Annotated in this window: 20 protein-coding genes; 3 read left to right on the top strand and 17 right to left on the bottom strand. The window is 67.6% G+C overall.

The window, feature by feature from the left end:
* Window positions 1–195 precede the first annotated feature (195 nt).
* Window positions 196–1,371, bottom strand: coding sequence for a UbiH/UbiF family hydroxylase (locus tag WFK61_RS23715; RefSeq protein WP_442896364.1), 1,176 nt, complete (start codon window positions 1,369–1,371; stop codon window positions 196–198).
* A gap of 135 nt (window positions 1,372–1,506) precedes the next feature.
* Between WFK61_RS23715 and WFK61_RS23720 the strand changes: the two genes are divergently transcribed.
* Together WFK61_RS23720 and WFK61_RS23725 are read left to right on the top strand one after the other, a co-directional pair.
* Entirely contained in the window at window positions 1,507–2,481 is a 975-nt protein-coding gene (locus tag WFK61_RS23720; protein ID WP_336814525.1) for a quinone oxidoreductase family protein, read from the top strand.
* Window positions 2,482–2,694: 213 nt separating this feature from the next.
* Window positions 2,695–3,024 carry a hypothetical protein gene (locus WFK61_RS23725; protein ID WP_336814526.1) on the top strand — a complete coding sequence of 110 codons (330 nt, stop codon included), beginning with the start codon at window positions 2,695–2,697 and terminating at the stop codon, window positions 3,022–3,024.
* A gap of 171 nt (window positions 3,025–3,195) precedes the next feature.
* On the opposite strand, the gene rimO is transcribed toward WFK61_RS23725, so the two are convergent.
* The 15 genes from rimO to WFK61_RS23800 all read right to left on the bottom strand — a co-directional run bounded on the left by rimO (window position 3,196) and on the right by WFK61_RS23800 (window position 17,304).
* Window positions 3,196–4,515 (bottom strand): 30S ribosomal protein S12 methylthiotransferase RimO, encoded by a 1,320-nt coding sequence (rimO, locus tag WFK61_RS23730; protein WP_336814527.1) that lies wholly within the window; start codon window positions 4,513–4,515, stop codon window positions 3,196–3,198.
* Between the two features lie 104 nt (window positions 4,516–4,619).
* Window positions 4,620–5,486, bottom strand: coding sequence for a sulfurtransferase (locus WFK61_RS23735; protein ID WP_336814528.1), 867 nt, complete (start codon window positions 5,484–5,486; stop codon window positions 4,620–4,622).
* Window positions 5,483–5,920 (bottom strand): OsmC family protein, encoded by a 438-nt coding sequence (locus WFK61_RS23740; RefSeq protein ID WP_257732945.1) that lies wholly within the window; start codon window positions 5,918–5,920, stop codon window positions 5,483–5,485. The genes WFK61_RS23735 and WFK61_RS23740 overlap by 4 nt, the downstream gene beginning before the upstream one ends.
* Window positions 5,921–6,045: 125 nt before the next feature.
* Window positions 6,046–7,092 (bottom strand): sulfate/molybdate ABC transporter ATP-binding protein, encoded by a 1,047-nt coding sequence (locus WFK61_RS23745; protein ID WP_336814529.1) that lies wholly within the window; start codon window positions 7,090–7,092, stop codon window positions 6,046–6,048.
* 24 nt (window positions 7,093–7,116) lie between these two features.
* A complete protein-coding gene (gene cysW, locus WFK61_RS23750) occupies window positions 7,117–8,007 on the bottom strand; it encodes a sulfate ABC transporter permease subunit CysW (RefSeq protein WP_336814530.1) in 891 nt (296 codons plus the stop codon).
* Window positions 8,000–8,896 (bottom strand): sulfate ABC transporter permease subunit CysT, encoded by an 897-nt coding sequence (gene cysT, locus WFK61_RS23755; RefSeq protein WP_336814531.1) that lies wholly within the window; start codon window positions 8,894–8,896, stop codon window positions 8,000–8,002. Before cysT ends, cysW begins: the two co-directional genes overlap by 8 nt.
* Window positions 8,897–8,905: 9 nt before the next feature.
* Window positions 8,906–9,946 (bottom strand): sulfate ABC transporter substrate-binding protein, encoded by a 1,041-nt coding sequence (locus WFK61_RS23760; protein ID WP_336814532.1) that lies wholly within the window; start codon window positions 9,944–9,946, stop codon window positions 8,906–8,908.
* A 192-nt stretch (window positions 9,947–10,138) separates the two neighbouring features.
* Window positions 10,139–11,596, bottom strand: a complete 1,458-nt coding sequence (cysG, locus tag WFK61_RS23765; protein ID WP_336814533.1) for a siroheme synthase CysG — start codon at window positions 11,594–11,596, stop codon at window positions 10,139–10,141.
* On the bottom strand, window positions 11,593–11,844 hold the full coding sequence (locus WFK61_RS23770) for a hypothetical protein (protein ID WP_336814534.1): 252 nt from the start codon (window positions 11,842–11,844) through the stop codon (window positions 11,593–11,595). Before WFK61_RS23770 ends, cysG begins: the two co-directional genes overlap by 4 nt.
* Window positions 11,845–11,847: 3 nt before the next feature.
* Window positions 11,848–12,372, bottom strand: a complete 525-nt coding sequence (locus WFK61_RS23775; RefSeq protein WP_336814535.1) for a DUF934 domain-containing protein — start codon at window positions 12,370–12,372, stop codon at window positions 11,848–11,850.
* A complete protein-coding gene (locus WFK61_RS23780) occupies window positions 12,359–14,029 on the bottom strand; it encodes a nitrite/sulfite reductase (protein ID WP_336814536.1) in 1,671 nt (556 codons plus the stop codon). The genes WFK61_RS23775 and WFK61_RS23780 overlap by 14 nt, the downstream gene beginning before the upstream one ends.
* Before the next feature lie 2 nt (window positions 14,030–14,031).
* Window positions 14,032–14,388 (bottom strand): DUF2849 domain-containing protein, encoded by a 357-nt coding sequence (locus tag WFK61_RS23785; RefSeq protein WP_336814537.1) that lies wholly within the window; start codon window positions 14,386–14,388, stop codon window positions 14,032–14,034.
* Window positions 14,388–14,702 carry a 2Fe-2S iron-sulfur cluster-binding protein gene (locus WFK61_RS23790; protein WP_265059304.1) on the bottom strand — a complete coding sequence of 105 codons (315 nt, stop codon included), beginning with the start codon at window positions 14,700–14,702 and terminating at the stop codon, window positions 14,388–14,390. The genes WFK61_RS23785 and WFK61_RS23790 overlap by 1 nt, the downstream gene beginning before the upstream one ends.
* A gap of 219 nt (window positions 14,703–14,921) precedes the next feature.
* The gene (locus WFK61_RS23795; protein ID WP_336814538.1) at window positions 14,922–15,896 is read right to left on the bottom strand and encodes a Gfo/Idh/MocA family protein; all 975 of its coding nucleotides are present in this window, start codon (window positions 15,894–15,896) and stop codon (window positions 14,922–14,924) included.
* 94 nt (window positions 15,897–15,990) lie between these two features.
* On the bottom strand, window positions 15,991–17,304 hold the full coding sequence (locus WFK61_RS23800; protein ID WP_336814539.1) for an O-antigen ligase family protein: 1,314 nt from the start codon (window positions 17,302–17,304) through the stop codon (window positions 15,991–15,993).
* Between the two features lie 167 nt (window positions 17,305–17,471).
* On the opposite strand from WFK61_RS23800, the gene WFK61_RS23805 reads away from it, so the two are divergent.
* A complete protein-coding gene (locus WFK61_RS23805) occupies window positions 17,472–18,512 on the top strand; it encodes a zinc-dependent alcohol dehydrogenase family protein (RefSeq protein ID WP_336814540.1) in 1,041 nt (346 codons plus the stop codon).
* A gap of 36 nt (window positions 18,513–18,548) precedes the next feature.
* Here WFK61_RS23805 and WFK61_RS23810 read toward each other — a convergent pair whose 3' ends face one another.
* A complete protein-coding gene (locus WFK61_RS23810) occupies window positions 18,549–18,875 on the bottom strand; it encodes a hypothetical protein (protein ID WP_336814541.1) in 327 nt (108 codons plus the stop codon).
* Between the last annotated feature and the right edge of the window lie 211 nt (window positions 18,876–19,086).

Below are 19,086 nucleotides of genomic sequence, written 5' to 3' on the forward strand. Positions count from 1 at the left end.
CACACAACAATACCAAAACTCAAACAGACAATTCCGGGGCTTCGCAGAGCGAAGAACCCGGAACCCACGACTGGGCGAGCGGTTCGCAACCCGACGTCGAATATCTCACCCGGTCGTGGGTTCCGGGTTCGCACCTGCGGTGCGCCCCGGAATGACAATCGCTCGACGCAGTCGTGATCAGGTGCTGACCAGCGCCTATCGCGCAGCGCCGCCGGCCAAGCCCTGCCGCATGATCAGACGCCGCAGCGGGCCGATCCGCGACAGCGCCAGCAGGCCGGCGCCGCGCATCAGGTCGGCCGGCAGCAGGTCGGTCAGCAGCGTGCGGTTGAGCACATCGACCGCGCCCGTGCGCAAGCGGACATCGGCCTGCCGTGCGCTGTCGTAACCAGCAATCACGCTCGCCGCACCGGCGTCCATGGCTCCCGCCAGTGCCTCGCTCAGCGCCGCGACATCGCGCAGCCCGAGATTGAGCCCTTGCGCGCCGATCGGCGGGAAGACATGCGCGGCCTCGCCGATCAGCGCCATGCGCCCGGCGCCGAAGCGATCGACCGAAAGACCGCCCATCGGCACCTTGCCGCGCGGCCCCGACACGGTCATCGCGCCGAGCAGCGACTGCACCTGTCGTTCGACCCGCAGGGCGAAGGCGGCATCGTCGAGTGCGGTCAGCGCCGGAGCCTCCTCCGGATCGACGAGCCAGACCAGCGAGGAGCGGCGGCCGGGCAAGGGCACGATCGTGCAGGGGCCCTTGCGCGTGTGGAATTCCGTCGAGGTTTCCTGATGGTCGCGGCGGTGCTCGAAGATCGCGGTCAGCGCGACCTGCGGGTAGCGCCAGTCGCGGCTGTCGATGCCCGCCGCCGCGCGCACCTGCGAATTGCGTCCGTCGGCACCGACGACGAGCCGGGCCTTCAGCGGCGCGAAGCCCTCGCCGGACAGACGCACGCCGTCCTCTTCCGCTTCGATCGCGCGGACGAAGCCGGGGATCATGCGCAGGCCCGGCATCTCCGCGGCCTTGTCTGCCAGGATCGCGGTCAGGTCGGCATTCTCGATATTCCAGCCGAAAGCCTCCAGCCCGATCTCGGAGGCGCGGAACTCGACCGGCGGCTGGCGGAACAGGCTGCCGCTGTCGTCGACGAGGCGCATCACTTCGAGCGGCGCGGCCTTCTCCAGCAAGGCGTCCTGCACGCCGAGATCGGCCAGCATCCGCCAGGAGCCGTCGAGCAGGGCCACGGTGCGGCCGTCGCGCGGCGTCGCAACCGGGCTGAGCAGGGCGACGCTGCGCCCCTCGCGGCTCAGCGCGTGCGCTGCCGCCAAGCCCACGGCGCCGGCGCCCACGATGGCGATATCGACCTGATCGGCAATGTCCATGCTCATCGTTCTTGGCTAGCCGATGCGCGGCGTCTTGGCCACGGGCCGCAAAGTCGCAAGGTGCGTTCTGCGTTGGGCACGGATGCCTTTCCGGCCCGATGAACTATGGTCGGGGCATCCATCCCGTAGGAGATGCCTTTCATGGTCAAAGCCATTCGCGCCCACAAGACCGGCGGCCCCGAGGTCCTGCAGTTCGAGGACGTCACCCTGCCGCAGCCGGGTCCCGGCGAAATCCTGATCCGCAACCGGGCGATCGGCCTGAATTTCATCGATACCTATTTCCGCTCGGGCCTCTACCCGGCGCCGCAGCTGCCCTTCACGCTGGGCAACGAGAGCGCCGGCGACGTGCTCGCCGTCGGCCCCAATGTCACCGAGTTCAAACCGGGCGACCGCGTCGCGGTGGTCGCGGGCCTCGGCGCCTATGCCGAGGAGCGGATCGTGCCGGCGGCTTCGGTTGTGGCGCTGCCGGAGGGCATCTCCTACGAAGCCGCCGCCAGCATGCTCCTGAAGGGGCTGACGGCCGAGTACCTGCTGCACCGGACCTACAAGGTGAAGCCGGGCGATACGATCCTGGTCCACGCCGCGGCCGGTGCGACCGGCCTCATCCTCTGCCGATGGGGCAAGGCGCTGGGCGCCACCGTGATCGGCACTGTCGGCTCGAAGGAGAAGGCGGAGCTCGCCAAGGCGCATGGCGCCGACCATGTCATCAACTACCGCGAGGAGGATTTCGCGGCACGGGTGAAGGAGATCACCGGCGGCGCGCTCTGCGACGTGGTCTATGACGGCGTCGGCAAGGACACCTTCATGAAGTCCCTGGACACGCTGAAGCCCTTCGGCCTGCTGGCGAGCTTCGGCAACGCGTCGGGCGCGGTGGAAGCCTTCAATCTCGGCATCCTCGCCGCCAAGGGCTCGCTCTATGTCACGCGGCCTACGCTCAACACCCATACGGCCAAGCGCGAGACCATGATCGCGATGGCGCAGAACCTGTTCGGGGCCGTGACCAGCGGCAAGGTCAAGGTGCCGGTCAACGCGACCTTCCCGCTGAAGGACGCGGCCGACGCCCACCGGCTGCTGGAATCGCGCGGGACGACGGGCTCGACGGTGCTGATTCCCTGAGCAGCGCCGTCATGCTCGGGCTCACCCCGAGCATCTCATGACGAGAGGGTACTGGTTCCCGAGATTCCCGGGTCGAGCCCGCGCATCTCGCCAGCAAGAACGATGCGTCCGGCCATCCGGGCGCATTTTTTATGAGATCATGAACCCGGACACGAGGAGCCGCGACGAATCGGTGCCAGCGCATGCTGGCGACCATTCAGGACCCCGACGCTCATGTCGTCCAAGTTTCAGATCGCCGCTTTCCTCTTCGCCGTCATCGCCCTTTCGGGCGTCGCGCTGGCCCAGCAGAGCCGGGGAATCGGTGGATCGACCGCAACCCATACCGATGCGATCCTGGAAGGCGCCGAGAAGGGCCGCGTGCGCGTCCCCGGCCCGGTGCGCCTGCGCTATGCCGAGAGCGGCTGCACCGCCGGCATCTGCAGCGAGGCGCCCCGGCAGGTCGAACAGGCGGCGACCGTGATGGCGAGCGACGCCTGCAGTAGCCTCGGCACGGCGCGCGACCGTAACGGCCGCACCATCCGCCGGCTCTGCACCTTCAACTGAGGAACGCTCGGGTATCCCATTTCGCGGGGAAACACGCCGTCATCCCGGCCGCAGCGAAGCGGAGCGCCGGGATCCATCGGAGGGCTCGGCGCTCTACGATGGATCCCGGATCGGCGCTGCTGGGCAGCTTGTCCGGGATGACGGCGTGGTTCCCTGCTAGATCTGGGTGATTCAGACGGCGATGCCGTGCAGGTCGTAGGCGTCGGCGCGTTCGATCTTCACGGTGACGATGTCGCCCGCCCGCAAGGGTCTGCGGCTCGCGACATAGACATTGCCGTCGATCTCTGGCGCGTCCCATTTCGAGCGGCCCTTGGCAACTGTCGGGCCGGCTTCGTCGATGATCACCGGGATGCGCTTGCCGACACGGCCCTTGACGATGCGGGCGGAAATCTCGGCCTGCGCCTTCATGAAGCGGTGCCAGCGCGCTTCCTTGATCTCCTCGGGGATAAGGTCGAGGCCGAGGTCGTTGGCGGGCGCGCCCTTCACCGGCTCGTATTTGAAGGCGCCGACGCGCTCCAGCTTCGCTTCCTTCAGCCAGTCGACGAGGATGTCCATGTCCTCCTCGGTCTCGCCGGGGAAGCCGACGATGAAGGTCGAGCGGATGGCGAGGTCCGGGCAGATCTCGCGCCATTTCCGGATGCGGTCCAGCGTGCGGTCCTGATGGGCCGGGCGCTTCATCGCCTTGAGGACGTTCGGCGAGGCATGCTGGAAGGGGATGTCGAGATAGGGCAGCACGAGCCCTTCCTGCATCAGCGGGATGACCTCGTCGACATGCGGGTAGGGATAGACATAGTGCAGGCGCACCCACATCCCCATCTGGCCGAGCTCGCGGGCGAGTTCGAAGAAGCGGGTGCGGATTTCGCGATCCTTGAACATCGACGGGGCGTACTTGATGTCGAGCCCGTAGGCGCTGGTGTCCTGCGAGATCACCAGCAGTTCCTTGACGCCGGCCCTGGCCAGCTTCTCGGCCTCGCGCAGCACGTCGCCGATCGGCCGCGAGACGAGGTCGCCGCGCAGCTTCGGGATGATGCAGAAGGTGCAGCGATTGTTGCAGCCCTCTGAAATCTTGAGATAGGCGTAGTGCCGCGGCGTCAGCTTCACGCCCTGATCGGGCACGAGATCGACGAAGGGGTCGTGCTTCGGCGGCACCGCCTGGTGCACGGCCGAGACGACGCTTTCATAGGCTTGCGGGCCGGTGATCGCGAGCACGTTCGGGAAGACGTCGCGGATCTGCTCGGGCTCGGCGCCCATGCAGCCGGTAACGATGACCTTGCCGTTCTCGGCCATGGCCGAGCCGATCGCCTCAAGCGACTCCGCCTTGGCGGAATCGAGGAAGCCGCAGGTGTTGACGATGACGAGGTCGGCGCCGGCATGGCTCTTCGAGAGCTCGTAGCCCTCGGAGCGCAGCGAGGTGATGATCCGTTCGGAATCGACGAGCGCCTTGGGGCAGCCCAGCGAAACGAAGGAGATTTTCGGCGCGACGGCGTTCATCGGCTGATGGCTCGGTTCAGAATGTCAGGAAGCGCCGCGCGTCACAGCACGCGATCGGCGCTTCCTTTGAACCTTTTCAAGCTGATTTGCAATCGAAAGCGCGATCAGGCCGCCTTGCCGGTCGCGACCGGGCGGTCCGGGTCCTGCGTCCAGTCGGTCATCGAGCCGTCGTAGAGCGCGACCTCGTCGCGACCCAGAACCTCGGACAGCACGAACCAGTTCGCCGCCGCCGAATGGCCGGTATTGCAGTAGGAGACGACCGGCCCCTGCGGCACGGCCGCGAAGAGTTGCTCCAGCTCACTGGCCGCTTTCAGCTTGCCGCTGCCGGGCTCGAAGGCGCCGGCATAGTCGCGCTGGATCGCGCCGGGGATATGGCCGGCACGCGCGGCTTCCGCCGATTTCTCGCGGCCTTCGAAATAGCTGGGGCCACGGGCATCGACGAGGCTCGCCTGTTTGCTCCGGGAGGCGACGAGGGTCGAATCCGCGGTGCTGCGCAGGCCCTGCTGCGCCACGACCGGATAGGGAGCGGCGCTCTTCGGCACTGACGCGCCGGTCGCGACCGGGCGCTTCGGATCGGCCGCCCAGGCCTTGAAGCCGCCATCGAGGATGGCCTGCTGGCCATGGCCGATGAATTTCAGCGTCCAGTAGACCCGTGCCGCTGCCGCGAAATCGGTCGCGGCAGTGCCGGCCGGAACAATGACGACGTCGTCATGCGGCTTGATGCCGAGCCGACCAGCGAGCGTGGCGAGATGGTCGAGCGGCGGCAGCATGCCCGGCGCATTGCCGATCTTCGCCCGCCAGCCGTCGGCGGCATAGTCGGAATGGACCGCGCCGGGGATATGCCCGGCCTCGAAGGCGGCTTTCGCACCGTCTGCGGCGGTGCGGATATCGATGATGACGAGGTTTTCGTCGCCCAGGCGCGGGGCGAGCGCCTCCGGCGTGATCAATCCGGCGAATTCAGCCTGGCTCATTCAGCAGCCTCCTTCTGTAGCTCGTCGATCACTTCGAGGCTGTAGCTCATCTCGGCGGTCGCCCCGAGCATGATCGAAGCCGAACAGTATTTTTCCTTCGACAATGTGACGGCCCGCTCCGCCTTGGCATGAGAGAGGCCCTTGCCGGTGATGCGGTAGGCGAGGTGGATCTTGGTGAAGACCTTGGGGTCGGTCGTGGCGCGCTCGGCCTCGACATCGACCTCGCAGCCGGTGATGTTCTCGCGGCCCTTCTTGATCATCCCGACGACGTCGAAAGCCGTGCAGCCGGCGAGCCCGATCAGCAGCATCTCCATCGGCCGGATGCCAAGATTGCGCCCGCCATATTCTGGCGCGCCATCCATGATCATGGCGTGCCCGCTGCCGGACTCGCCCATGAAGGCCATGCCATCAACCCATTTCGCGCGTGCTTTCATCGCGATCTCCTGTCCGGATCGAGGACCGGCGCCGATGCGGCTGCCGGATTCGCCGGGGAGGCTATGGCATCGGGCCGGAAAGGGGAATCCGGTTTTCGCAGGCTGCGATGCGCGAATTTTCGGGATCAGGCGGCGGCGAACAGGTTACCATGGGCGATGCGCAGCCTGATCCGCTCGCCGATCGCCGGGGCGACCTGGCTGGCGAGATCGACCTCGAGCCGCTTCTTCAGCCCCTCGACCGCCACTTCCGCTCTGCGGATCGGGCCGTTGCGGCGCAGGTGCTCGACCGTGCCGGGCAGCGCGAGCGGCGTCTCGTCGACGATGCGCAGATGCTGCGGCCGGACATAGAGCGAGGCCGGGCCGCCCTGGTTCTGCGATAATCCGCCCAGCACCGGCCGGTCGCCGAAGAAGGCCTGGCTGCCGACGACCTTGACCGGCAGCTTGTTCACCTCGCCGAGGAATTCGCAGATGAAAGGCGTTGCCGGGTGATCGTAGACATCGTCGGCCGAACCGACCTGCTCGATGCGGCCCTCGTTGAGGATGGCGACCCGGTCGGCCAGCTCCAGGGCCTCTTCCTGATCGTGAGTGACGAAGACGGTGGTGTGGCCCGTGCGGCCATGCAATTCGCGCAGCCAGGCGCGGAGGTCCTTGCGGACCTTGGCGTCGAGCGCGCCGAAGGGCTCGTCGAGCAGCAGCACGCGCGGCTCGATGGCGAGCGCACGCGCCAGGGCGACGCGCTGACGCTGGCCGCCGGAGAGCTGGCTCGGATAGCGCTTTTCCAGCCCCGGCAACTGAACCAGTTCAAGCAAATCACTGACGCGCTTGCGAATCTCGTCGTTGCTCGGGCGCTCGTGCCGCGGCCGGGACTTCAAGCCGAAGCCGATATTCTCGGCGACGTTCATCGTCTTGAACAACGCGTATTGCTGGAAGACGAAGCCGATGCGGCGGTCGCGCAGCGAGAGATTACGCGTATCGGTCTCGCCGAACAGGACGCGGCCGCGATCGGCCTCTTCCAGTCCGGCGATCAGACGCAGCAGCGTGGTCTTGCCCGAGCCGGAGGGGCCGAGCAGCGCGACCAGCTCGCCCGGCTGAATATCGAGCGAGACGCCGCGCAGCGCCGGGAAGTTATCGAAGCGCTTTTCGATGGTCTCGATGGTGACGGCGACCGACATGGCGAGAAATCCTTCGTCTGTGGGTCAGTGACGGCGGCTGGCGGCGATGACATCGCCGTAGTGCCATTCCAGCAAGGTCTTCAGCACGAGCGTGACCAGCGCCAGCCCTGCCAGCAGCGAGGCCACCGCGAAGGCCGCGGCGCCCATGTACTCGTTGTAGAGGATCTCGATATGCAACGGCATGGTGTTGGTCAGGCCGCGGATCTTGCCCGAGACCACGGCAACCGCGCCGAACTCGCCCATCGCGCGGGCGTTGCAGAGCAGGACGCCGTAGAACAGGCTCCATTTCACGTTCGGCAGCGTCACCGAGAAGAACACCCGCCAGGGCGAGGCGCCGAGCGTCAGCGCCGCTTCCTCGTCGGCCGAGCCGAGCGACTGCATATGCGGGATCAATTCGCGCGCCACGAAGGGGAAAGTCACGAAGACGGTGGCGAGGATCAGGCCGGGCAAGGCGAAGACGATCTTCAGGTCGTTGGCCTGGAGCCACGGCCCGAAATAGCCCTGCGCACCGAAGAGCAGCACGAAGACGAGACCCGAGATCACCGGCGAGACCGAGAAGGGCAGGTCGATCAGGCTGATCAGCAGGTTCTTGCCGCGGAATTCGAACTTGGCGACGGCCCAGGCGGCGGCGATGCCGACGATAATGTTGAACGGCACCGCGATCGCAGCGACCAGCAAGGTCAAACGGATCGCTGCCAGCGCATCGGGCTCGGTGATCGCGGCGCGATAGGCCTCCCAGCCCTTGGCGGCAGCCTCGATGAAGACCGTGACCAGCGGCAGCAGCAGGAAAAGCAGCAGGAAGGCAAGTGAAACCGCGATCAGCACGACCTGCACGACGGGGCTCTCGCCGCGCGCCCAGCCGGGCTTGCGTGCTGGCGCCGCTGCGGAGACGGAAGGCAAGGTGGCGTCAGACATCGCCGAACCTCCGGCGCGCGCGGGCCTGGATCAGGTTGCCGGCGAGGATCAGGGCAAAGGAGATCAGCAGCATCATCGTCGCGACCACGGCGGCGCCGGCATAATCGAATTGCTCGAGCCGGATCACGATCAGCAGCGGCGCGATCTCCGAGATCATCGGTACGTTGCCGGCGATGAAGATCACCGAGCCGTACTCGCCGACGGCGCGTGCGAAGGCGAGCACGAAGCCGGTCATCAGCGCCGGCAGGACCGGCGGCAGGATCACGCGGAAGATCGTCCGGGCGCGGCTGGCGCCGAGCAGCGCCGCGGCCTCCTCGACATCGCTCTGCAGCTCCTCCAGCACCGGCTGCACGGTGCGCACGACGAAGGGCAAGCCGATGAAGATCAGCGCGACCATCACTCCAACAGGCGTATAGGCGACCTTGCCGTCGAAACCGAAGGAGAGATCGGTGAAGGGGATGGTGAGCTTGAAGGCGAGCGGCGCCAGCAGCGAGCCGACCCAGCCATTCGGCGCATAGATCGCCGCGAGCGAGATGCCGGCGACCGCGGTCGGCAGGGCGAAGGGCAGGTCGACGGCCGCATCGATCAGGCGCCGGCCGGGAAAGTCGTAGCGCACCAGCACCCAGGCCAGGATCAGGCCGAAGACGGCATTGACCAGTGCGGCGAACAGCGCGGCGGTGAAGGAGAGCTTCAATGCCGCCAAAGTGCGCGGCGAGGTCGCCACCGCCCAGATATCGGCGGGGCCGGCGCTGGCGGCCTTGAGGAACAGCGCCGCCAGCGGGATCAGCACGATCAGCGACAACGCCGTCACGGTGATGCCGAACGCCAGGCCGAAGCCGGGCAGGATGCTCGGCTCACGCCAGCGGAAGGTCGTCGTCGCCGCCGTCATAGGCAGTCCTCAGCGGGCCGGCTTGTAGAGCTGGTCGAAGGTGCCGCCATCGCCGAAATGGGTCGGCTGCGCCTTCTTCCAGCCACCGAACACGTCGTCGATCGTCACCAGCTCGACTTTCGGGAAGTTGGCGACATCCTTGCTGTCGGCCGCTTCCGGATTGCGCGGGCGGTAGAAGTTCCGGGCGATGATCGCCTGGCCCTTCGGCGTGTAGAGGAAGTCGAGATAGGCCTGCGCCTGCTCGCGGGTCTTCTTGGCGTCGACATTGGCGTCGACCAACGCGACCGGCGGCTCGGCCAGGATCGAGAGGCTCGGCACGACGATATCGAATTTGTCGGCGCCGAATTCCTTGAGCGCCAGGAAGGCCTCGTTCTCCCAGGACAGGAAGACGTCGCCGATGCCGCGCTGAGTGAAGGTCGTGGTCGCGCCGCGCGCGCCGGTGTCGAGCACCGGGACATTGGCGAGGAGCTTGGCGATATAGTCGCGCACCTTCGCCTCGTCCTTGTTGAAGGCCTTCTCGGCATAGGCCCAGGCGGCGAGATAGTTCCAGCGCGCGCCGCCTGAGGTCTTCGGGTTCGGTGTGATGATCTGGACGCCTGGCTTCACGAGGTCGCCCCAGTCCTTGATCGCCTTGGGATTGCCCTTGCGGACGAGGAAGACGATCGTCGAGGTATAGGGCGAGGAATTGTGCGGCAGGCGCTTCTGCCAGTCGAGCGGCAGCTTCTTCGAGCGCTCGGCCACGGCATCGATATCGCCGGCCAGCGCCAGCGTCACGACATCGGCATTGAGCCCGTCGATCACGGTGCGGGCCTGCGCGCCGGAGCCGCCATGCGACTGGCGGATCGTCGAAATCTTCTTGTCGGGGTTCTTCGCGTTCCACTCGGCGATGAAGGCCGCATTGATCTCGCGATAGAGTTCGCGGGTCGGATCGTAGGAAACGTTGAGAAGCTCGGTCTGGGCGCGGGCCCCGGCGACGACGCCGAAGCAGAGCGTGAAGGCTCCCAGGACGAGTCCGGCCCGGAGGAGGCGGCTGTAAACGGGTCGCGTCATGTCAGGGCTCCGTTGGTTCACGGCGAGGCTCGGATGAGGCATCGATCCGTTCTTAATAACAAACGAAACGTACTGAATTATCGGTCTTTTCTCAATGACCTAACGCAATGGGCGCCTTCCAAATTCGGGCGCCGGAGGAGAAAACGCATCTCCGGCGATGACGTTCCACCCGGCGACGAGGCCGGGCCATGGTCAGGCCCGGCGGCGGTCTTCCGCCGGATTCGCGGCAGACAGGGCCGGGCCGAAGGCATGGCCGAGCAGGACGAGAACGGGGCCGCTCGCCGGCAATTCGCCGAGCCGTTCCGGCAGCTCCGCGATGGTCGCGGCGATCCGCAGCTCGTCGGGGCGCGTGGCGGCCAGCACAGCGACGGCCGGGGTCTGCGGATCGAGGCCGGCGGCGATGGCGCGCTCGCGGAAGCCGGGCAGGGTGGCGCGCGCCATATAGATCACGGTCGAGGCCGCCGGATCCGCCATCGCGCGCCAGTCGAGATCCTCGGGCAGTTCGCCCTTGCGCGAATGGCCGGTGACGAATTGCAGGCGCCGCGCATGGTCGCGATGGGTCAGCGACAGGCCGAGCGAGGCCGCAGCGCCCTGCGCCGCCGAGATGCCGGGCACGAGCGCTACGGGCACGCCGGCCGCGTGGCAGGCCTCGATCTCCTCGCCGGCACGGCCGAAGATGCCGGGGTCGCCGCCCTTCAGCCGCACGACATGCTTACCTTGGGCGGCCAGCGACACGATCAGCGCGTTGATGTCGCCCTGCTTCACCGAGGGGCCATAGCCGGTCTTGCCGACGAGCATGCGCTTGGCTTCGCGCCGGGCCAGTTCGAGCACGCCGGGCGAGACGAGGTCGTCATAGAGGATGATGTCGGCGCTCTGCAGGGCGCGGATCGCCTTTAGCGTCAGCAGCTCCGGGTCGCCCGGGCCGGCGCCGACCAGCGTGACGCGGCCCTTGCCGTCATGGGCGGCCTCGATCTTGGAGAGCTTCGCGAAAAGCTCCGCCTCGTCGTCGAGGTTCGGCGTGCGCTCCGGCTCGGCCATCGCCTTACCGGCGAAGAGCTCCCAGAAGCTCCGGCGCAGCGCGAAGGGCAGTTCGCGGGCCTGGACAGCCGGGCGCCAATCGGCCGCAGCCTGCGCCCAGTTCTTCAAGCCGGCCGGCAGCAGCGCTTCGATCTTGGTGCGGATCGCCTGTCCGAAGACGGGAGCCGCGCCATCCGTGGAGACGGCCACGATCAGGGGCGAGCGGTTGACCAGCGCGCCGAAGGCGAAATCGCAATGCTCGGGCTTGTCGACGATATTGACCGGCACGCCCGCCTGCCGCGCCGCTGCCACGAAGGCGTGGACTGCATCGGCATCGTCGATATCCGCGACGGCGATCGCGGCGTCGACGAGGTCGTCGGCCTGCCAGGCCCGTCCGTGCACATGCACGCGCTGGCCGATTTCGCCCTGCGCCAGCCCGGCGAACAGCTCCGCTTCGCCATCGGCGAAGACGTGGAGCTCGGCCCCGGTCGCTGCCAGCAGCTCCGCCTTCCACAGCGCGCCCTCGGTTCCGCCCGCGAGCACGACCTTGCGCCCGACCAGCTTGTGGAAGAGCGGCAGCGTCGCCAGCGGCTCGATGCGGGCCGCGGTGGATTCGGGCTGTCTTTCGGTCATCGGGTCGTCGCTACGGCCTTCTCGTCTGCCGCGATGCGCTCGTTGACCGCCGGTGGCGTCAAGAGCCACAGCGCGGCCAGTGCCAGGATGATAAGGCGAAAGCAAAGATCGAACCAGCGCCCGCGTGCCTCGCCCGCAGCCGGGCGGGGCAGCAGCGCCTCGAACTCGGCGTCCGGGCGGTTCTCGTCGAAGCCGGTAACAGCCTGCCGGCGTTCGATCGGGCCATGTGTTGCGGTCGAGATCGTCATGCCTCACTCCGCTGCGATGGGCGCGGCGGCTCTCGCCGCCCGGCGCTGGTCGAGGACGTTGCGGCCGCTCTCGCCATAGCCGCGCTGGTAGGTGGCGCTGAACGAATCCTTGGCGTGCAGCCATTGCGGCACCGGCTGGCGGGCCGCGTTCGCCTCCGGCAATTCGATCGTGTCGAAACCGCAGGAGAGGGCATAGGCGAACTGGTCGGCGATCAGCGGGCCGCTGGCGCGAATCTCCCCTGCGAAGCCGGCGCGCCGGATCTGACGGGCGAGGCTGAAGCCGCGCCCGTCCGCATAGGCCGGGAAGGCGATGGCGACGAGCGCCAGCCGCGGCAGGAAGGGCGCAAGCTCGGCGAAGGGCACGTTGTTGGGGATCAGCACGCCGACCACCTGCTCGGGCTCCTGCGTGTCGAGCGCCTCGACGAGCAGCTCCCAGGGCACGAGCGCCGCCGGGATGTTGCCGATTGCCGCGCCCTCGCTGCGAGTCCAACGGTCCTCGGCGCTTCCGTTCCGGTCAAGCAGCGGCACGGGCGGTCTCCTGGAAGGCGGCCTTGAACGGTCCGAGGCCGATGCGGCGGACATTGTCGATGAAGCTCTCGCCCTCGCTGCGCGCGGCGAGATAGACGGAGACGATCCGCTCGATCGCGTCCGGCACCTCTTCGGCGGCGAGGCCAGGGCCCAGAATCTCGCCGATCGCGGCGTTCTCGGTGGCGTCGCCGCCGAGCGTGATCTGGTAGGATTCGATGCCGCGCTTCTCCAGGCCGAGAATGCCGATATGGCCGACATGGTGGTGGCCGCAGGCATTGATGCAGCCGGAGATCTTGATGCCGAGCGGGCCGATCTCGCGCTGGCGGGCATCATCGGCGAAACGCTGCTGGATAGCCTGTGCGATCGGGATCGAGCGCGCCGTCGCCAGTGCGCAATAGTCGAGGCCGGGGCAGGAGATGATGTCGGTGACGAGTCCGACATTGGCCGTGGCCAAGCCCGCCTCGCCGAGCGCTTGCCAGATCGCGAAGAGGTCGCGCTGGCGCACATGCGGCAGGACGAGGTTCTGGGCATGGGTGACGCGCAGCTCATCGAAGGAATAGCGCTCGGCGAGATCGGCGACGCGGCGCATCTGTTCGCTGGTCGCGTCGCCCGGCGCCTGTCCGGCCGGCTTCAGCGAGATCGTCAGGGCGGTATAGCCCGGCGCCTTGTGCGGGACCGTGTTGACCTCGACCCAGCGGGCGAAGGCCGGGTTGCTCGCCTTCGCCGCTTCCAGCGTGTTGCTGACTTCCGGCAGCAGCTCGTAGCGCGGCGGCGCGAAATAGGCCGCGATGCGCGCGACTTCTTCCGGGTCGGCATTGATCGAGGGGCCGTCGAGCAAGGCGAACTCGGCCTCGACGCGGCGGGTGAATTCCTCGGCGCCGATCTCGTGGACGAGGATCTTGACGCGGGCCTTGTACTTGTTGTCGCGCCGGCCCTCGAGATTATAGACCCGCATGATCGCCTCGAGATAGGCGAGCAGGTCCTTCTTCGGCAGGTAGTCGCGCACCACCTTGCCGATCATCGGCGTGCGGCCGAGCCCGCCGCCGACGCTGATCTCGTAGCAGGTCTCGTGCGTGTCGGGATGGCGGCGCAGGCGCAGGCCGATATCATGCGCCTTGATCACGGCGCGGTCAGCCTCGGCGCCGGTCACCGCGATCTTGAACTTGCGCGGCAGGTAGCTGAACTCGGGATGGGCCGAGGACCATTGCCGGATCAATTCGGCCGTCGGGCGCGGGTCTTCGATCTCGTCCTGCGCGACGCCGGCGAAATGATCGGCGGTGACATTGCGAATGCAGTTGCCGGAGGTCTGGATGCAATGCATCTCGACATCGGCGAGCAGGCCGAGGATGGCCGGCACGTCGCGCAGCTTCGGCCAGTTGAACTGCAGGTTCTGCCGCGTGGTGAAATGGCCGTAGCCGCGGTCATAGCGCTCGCCGATCAACGCGAGCTGGCGCAATTGCCGCGAATTCAGCGTGCCATAGGGCACGGCGATCCGCAGCATATAGGCATGGAGCTGAAGATAGACGCCGTTCTTGAGCCGGAGTGGCTTGAACTCGTCCTCGGTCAGCGAGCCGTCGAGACGGCGCGTCACCTGGTCGGTGAACTGGGCCACACGCTCCCGGACGAAACGCTCGTCGAATTCATCGTAACGATACATGGTCAGCCCTTCGGCGCGGAGGCGATGCCTTCACCGGCCTGCTTGCCGAGATCGGGACGATTGCTGGGGCCGAGCGTCTTGAAGCGCTCGCGGAAATGGCGGGGAACCGGACTGCCGCTCTCGATGGCGACATCGACCAGATAGGCGTCGACGACCTTGTTGCCGCGCAGCTCAGTGGCGGCGAAGGCTTCGAGCCGTTCGGCCGCCGCATCGTCGGCGGCGACCAGCGCCAGCGCCGGGTCGCGCGTCCAGGCCAGTGGGCCGGCGCCGTCGACGAAGGCGAAGACGACATCGCCGTCGAGCAGGTCGTTGGCGAGAAGGATCGCCGGTAGGGGAACGCGTTTCGCCGGAGCAGCCATCACGCGGCCTCCGCGAGCGTCAGCGTCAGCCCGTCGAGATCGTCGGCCCAGATGATCTGGCAGGAGAGGCGTGAGGTCGCCTCGATCAATGGCAGTTCGTCGAGCGCGTCGATCTCCTCGTCGCGCGGCTCGGGCAGGCGCTCGGCCCATTCCTGCGCGACGATGACATGGCAGGTGCCGCAATCGCAGGAGCCGCCGCAGACGCCCTCGATGCCGACCTTGTAGTCGCGCAGGATTTCCATGACCCGCCAGCCTTCAACGGCTTCGAGTTCATGGCTCCGGCCCTGTCGATCGATGACGTTGAGAACTGCCACGATAACGCCCATCCCCGTTCGGTCTTTCGAACAGGGATTTTACGCTACAGGCGGGTTTCAGCTCAATTCACATCAGGTAGTCGGTTTTTTCGAATTATCGGCGTGCTAGAGTAGAATTATCCTGAAGAAGCGCTTTCTGGCCGATCTGCCGCAAATTTATGCCATCCGGGGAGCTTCTCGCGTTGAAATGCGGAGCGCTGCCAGGTGCAAGCCTGCGCGTCAGGCGCTTTTCAGGATTGTCTCGACGATGTCCTGCACATCGAACGCTTCGCGTAGCGTCGCGAGATGGTGCGGTTCGCCGCGGGTGAGCTTCGCCACGCCTTCGAGCTGGCGGCGCAGCGCCAGCGGGCGTGCTTCGTTCTGGGAGAGCGCCTCCGGATCGGGCTGCCAGCTGCCGTCGGGAAGGCGTCGCTCGGCGCGCGACCAGTCGCAGAGCCGGATCGCGCCCTTATCCCCCTCCAGCGTCCAGACGTTATGGTCATCCTTCGCGGTCGTGCCGACGCTGCCGGTCAAGCTGACGGGCAGGGTGCCTGCGGTCAGCGTCGCCTCGATCCGGCGCTCGCTCTTGCCCGCCTCGGGATAGGCCGCCTTGGCGGAAAGGCCGCTGAAGGGGCCGGCGATGCGGCGGGTCAGGAACAGGAAATGCGAGACGACCTCGCGAGTGAAGCCGCCCTGCGCCGTGCGGTCGAGCCAGCCGGCCGCATCGACCTGCCAGGAGCGCGGCCAGGTCGCGAAGGCGACCTCGATCGAGATGCGTTGCGGCGCGCCGATGGCGCCGGAGTCGATCCATTCCCGCAGCCGTGCAACGGCCGGCGAGGAGGCGAAGGGGAAGTTCACCGCGCCGCGCGCGCCGGCCTCACTCACGAACGCGCGGGCATCCTCGACATCGACCGCCAGCGGCTTTTCGCAGAACACCGCCTTGCCGGCCGCGAGCGCGGCGCGCGCATGGCCGAGATGGGAGGAGGGCGGCGACGCGATATAGACGCAATCGCTCGCCGCGATCAGGGCGGCCGCGTCGGGCTGATGTGCCACCGAAGGCAATTCAGCGCCGATCCGCGCCATCGCATCGGTCGAAGGGTCCCAGATACCGGAGACGCGCAGCGCCGTCGCGGGCTGGTCGAGCGCGGCACGCAGCATGCGCTCGCCCATGATGCCGGCGCCGATGAGGCCAAGGGAAATCGGGGTTGCGCTCATGGACGTCTCGCTTGCCGGGTATGGGGACGGCTGCTGTTTCCCCGGACAAGGTCCGCTTGTCCAGTGGTTCGGTGCTGTTCCGGCGTCTGACTTGTTAGCCGCTCTTCGTCCGCATCCGCCCGGCCAGGCTGATGCCGGTTATCGCCAGCGCGAACAGAACCCAGAGCGGATCGGCCCGGTTGAGCAGGAACGATTCCAGCATCCCGACATAAGTCAGGAAGATCACGATCATGATGAAGAGGTCGGCAAGCCGGCGATTGGCCGTGACGCGGCAGGCTCGCAGATAGTCGACGAGCGGCAGACCCATCAGCAGGAAGATCATCAGGAGGGCGCCGGGTATGCCGAAGCTCACCGCGGCATCGATATAGCTGTTATGGCCCGAGCCGATGCCGCGGATATCCCAGCTCGCCTCGTAATTCTCCTCGAAGCCGGTCACCACCGGCGTCTGCCAGAAGCTGGCATAGCCGTAGCCGAACCAGGGCTTCTCGGCGATGCGCTGCAAGGCGAATTTCCAGATCTCGTCGCGACCGGTGAAGGTCGGGTCCGAGATCATCGCCTTGAGCAGGGCGTTGAGCGCAGGCGACATCACCGAGCCGATGGTGAGCGCCGCGATCAGCGCGACCAGTACGAGATGGGCAGCGATCGCGAGCCCCGGCCGGCCGGTGATACGCGCCAACGCGACCACGCCGACGGCGAGCGGCAGGAAGCCCATCGTGGTCTTGGAGCCGCTGTTGAGCACGAAGAGAACGCTGAGCGCCACGACGATGGCGCCGCGCCAGCGCAGGCCGCTGCGCCAGCCATAGATCCCGATCATCGCCGCGATCGAGAAGACGGGGGCGGCGAAATTCTTGTGCGAGAGATGCCCACGCCAGTCGCCGACATGCACGCCCTCGGCGCCTTCCGCGCTGTGGAGGACCAGATGCGGCGCCAGCACCAGCATGGCGTAGATCAGGGCCAGCAGCGCGAGGCAGGCATTGACCGCGGCCACGGCGAAGTTGCGCTCGTCGCGCGGCAGGACGAGGACGCCCGCGACGACGATCATCACGATCGCGGTGAGCAGCAGGCCGCGCGCCGAGGCGGTCGGGTCGAGCGATTGCACGATCGAGAGCGCTGCGATGCCGAAGACGGCGGCCCAGCGGCCGAAGCCGAGCCGCGCCAGCACGTCGCGCTGCGTCAGCCCCAGCATCGCCGCGAGGAAGACGAGGCCAAGCCCGAACCAGCCGACCTGGTTGACGATGTTGCCGGTCGATTCGCCCGGCGCCGTCTGTTCCGGCGCGCCGGCGAAGGGCTGCAGCGACAGCATCAGGACGAACAGCCCGCAGCCGGCCAGGATGCCGCCGAGCAGGCCGGGTTCGGTCGCGGATCGGGAACTATCGCTGATCGTCGAGCCGTGGACGCTGTCGCTCATGGATGTTTCGCGGCCGTCTTCGGAAAGCCCGCCGATGCGGCAGGCCGAGCGCGAAGTCACCATAGGCGCGGAATCTTAAGGGCGTCTCACCGCCGCAGGCCTCCGCGATTGACGATTCCGGCAGCGCTGCCGCATGACACGGAGCTCGACCAAGGAGGGCCCGCCCCATGAAAGCCGTCGTCTACGAAGCCTTCGGGCAGGCCCCCGAGCTGCGCATCCTGCCGGACCCGACCCCGGAGCCGCACAGCGTCATCATCAAGGTCGAGGCGACCGGCCTGTGCCGCAGCGACTGGCATGGCTGGGTCGGGCACGATCCCGATATCCGCCTGCCGCATGTGCCGGGCCATGAGCTGGCCGGCGTCATCGCCGCGGTCGGCCGCAGCGTCGTGCGCTTCCGCGAGGGCGACCGCGTCACCGTGCCCTTCGTCTCGGGCTGCGGCTCCTGCCCGCAATGCCATTCCGGCAACCAGCAGGTCTGCGACGACCAGTTCCAGCCCGGCTTCACCCATTGGGGCTCGTTCGCCGAGTACGTCCGCATCGACCGGGCCGATTTCAACCTCGTGCGGCTGCCGGACGAGATCGATTTCGCCACGGCGGCCAGCCTCGGCTGCCGCTTCGTGACCTCGTTCCGCGCCGTGGTCGACCAGGGCAAGGTCACGGGCGGCCAATGGGCCGCCGTCCACGGCTGCGGCGGCGTCGGCCTCTCGGCGATCATGATCGCCAATGCGCTGGGCGCCAATGTCGTCGCCGTCGACATCTCCGATGACAAATTGCGCCTCGCCCGCGAGGTCGGCGCCGCGGTGACGATCAACGCCAGGACGCAGCCCGATGTCGTCGCCGCCGTGCGCGACGCCACAGGCGGCGGCGCCCATGTCTCGCTCGATGCGCTCGGCCACCCCCAGACCTGCTTCAACTCGGTGGCGAACCTGCGCAAGCGCGGCAAGCATATCCAGGTCGGGCTTCTGCTGGCGGAGCAGGCGACGCCGCCGATCCCGATGGCGCAGGTCATCGCCCACGAGCTCGAAATCCTCGGCAGCCACGGCATGCAGGCGCATCGCTATGGCGCGATGCTCGACATGATCAGCGCCGGCAAGCTCACCCCGCAGCAGCTCGTCGGCCGCCGCATCGACCTCGCCGAATCGATCCCCGCCCTGATGGCGATGGACCGCTTCGAAGGCACCGGCGTGACGATCATCGACCGGTTCTGAGGGGCGAGGGGCGAAGACGACTTCGCTGCCCCGGCGCTATTCGTCGCCCCGCGCGATCTCCCCGGCGACGCGGGCCTGCGCCTGCTCCATCGCCTCGCCGGGGGCGAGCCCGGCCGCGCGGTTGTCCAGCGCGTAGCGGATCTCGCGGCGGTCAGCGTCGGGGATCGCCTGCATGAAGGCGCGCAGGCAGCCCGTGCCATCGCCCTGGCAGCCGCGCGCCCGGGTGCAGGTCTTGTTGGCGCAGACCTCCCAGACGCCGAGGATGTCGGCGAAGCGGCGCAGGATCAGCGGCCGCGCCCTCTGGCAGCTCTCGAAATCGGTGATCGGCGTGATGGCGACGGGGGTGTTCTGGCGTTTCGGCATGGCGGAACTCCGGTTGGGTCAGGCACGCGGGACCATCCGCCCGCGCGGATGCGCGGCGGGTTTCGAGCGGGACTGGCGGAGCGCCGCGAGGCGCGAGGGACATCCGCAACCGTTGAGCCAGGCTGCGGCGCGGCGGGATTGAGCCACCCGTCGCACGCCCCGTGGCGCTCCGCCTCCGGCGACTTTTGGCTCCGGGCCGCGCTTATCGGGC

Source organism: Allobosea sp. MMO-172 (assembly GCF_037147855.1).
Classification (GTDB): domain Bacteria; phylum Pseudomonadota; class Alphaproteobacteria; order Rhizobiales; family Beijerinckiaceae; genus Allobosea.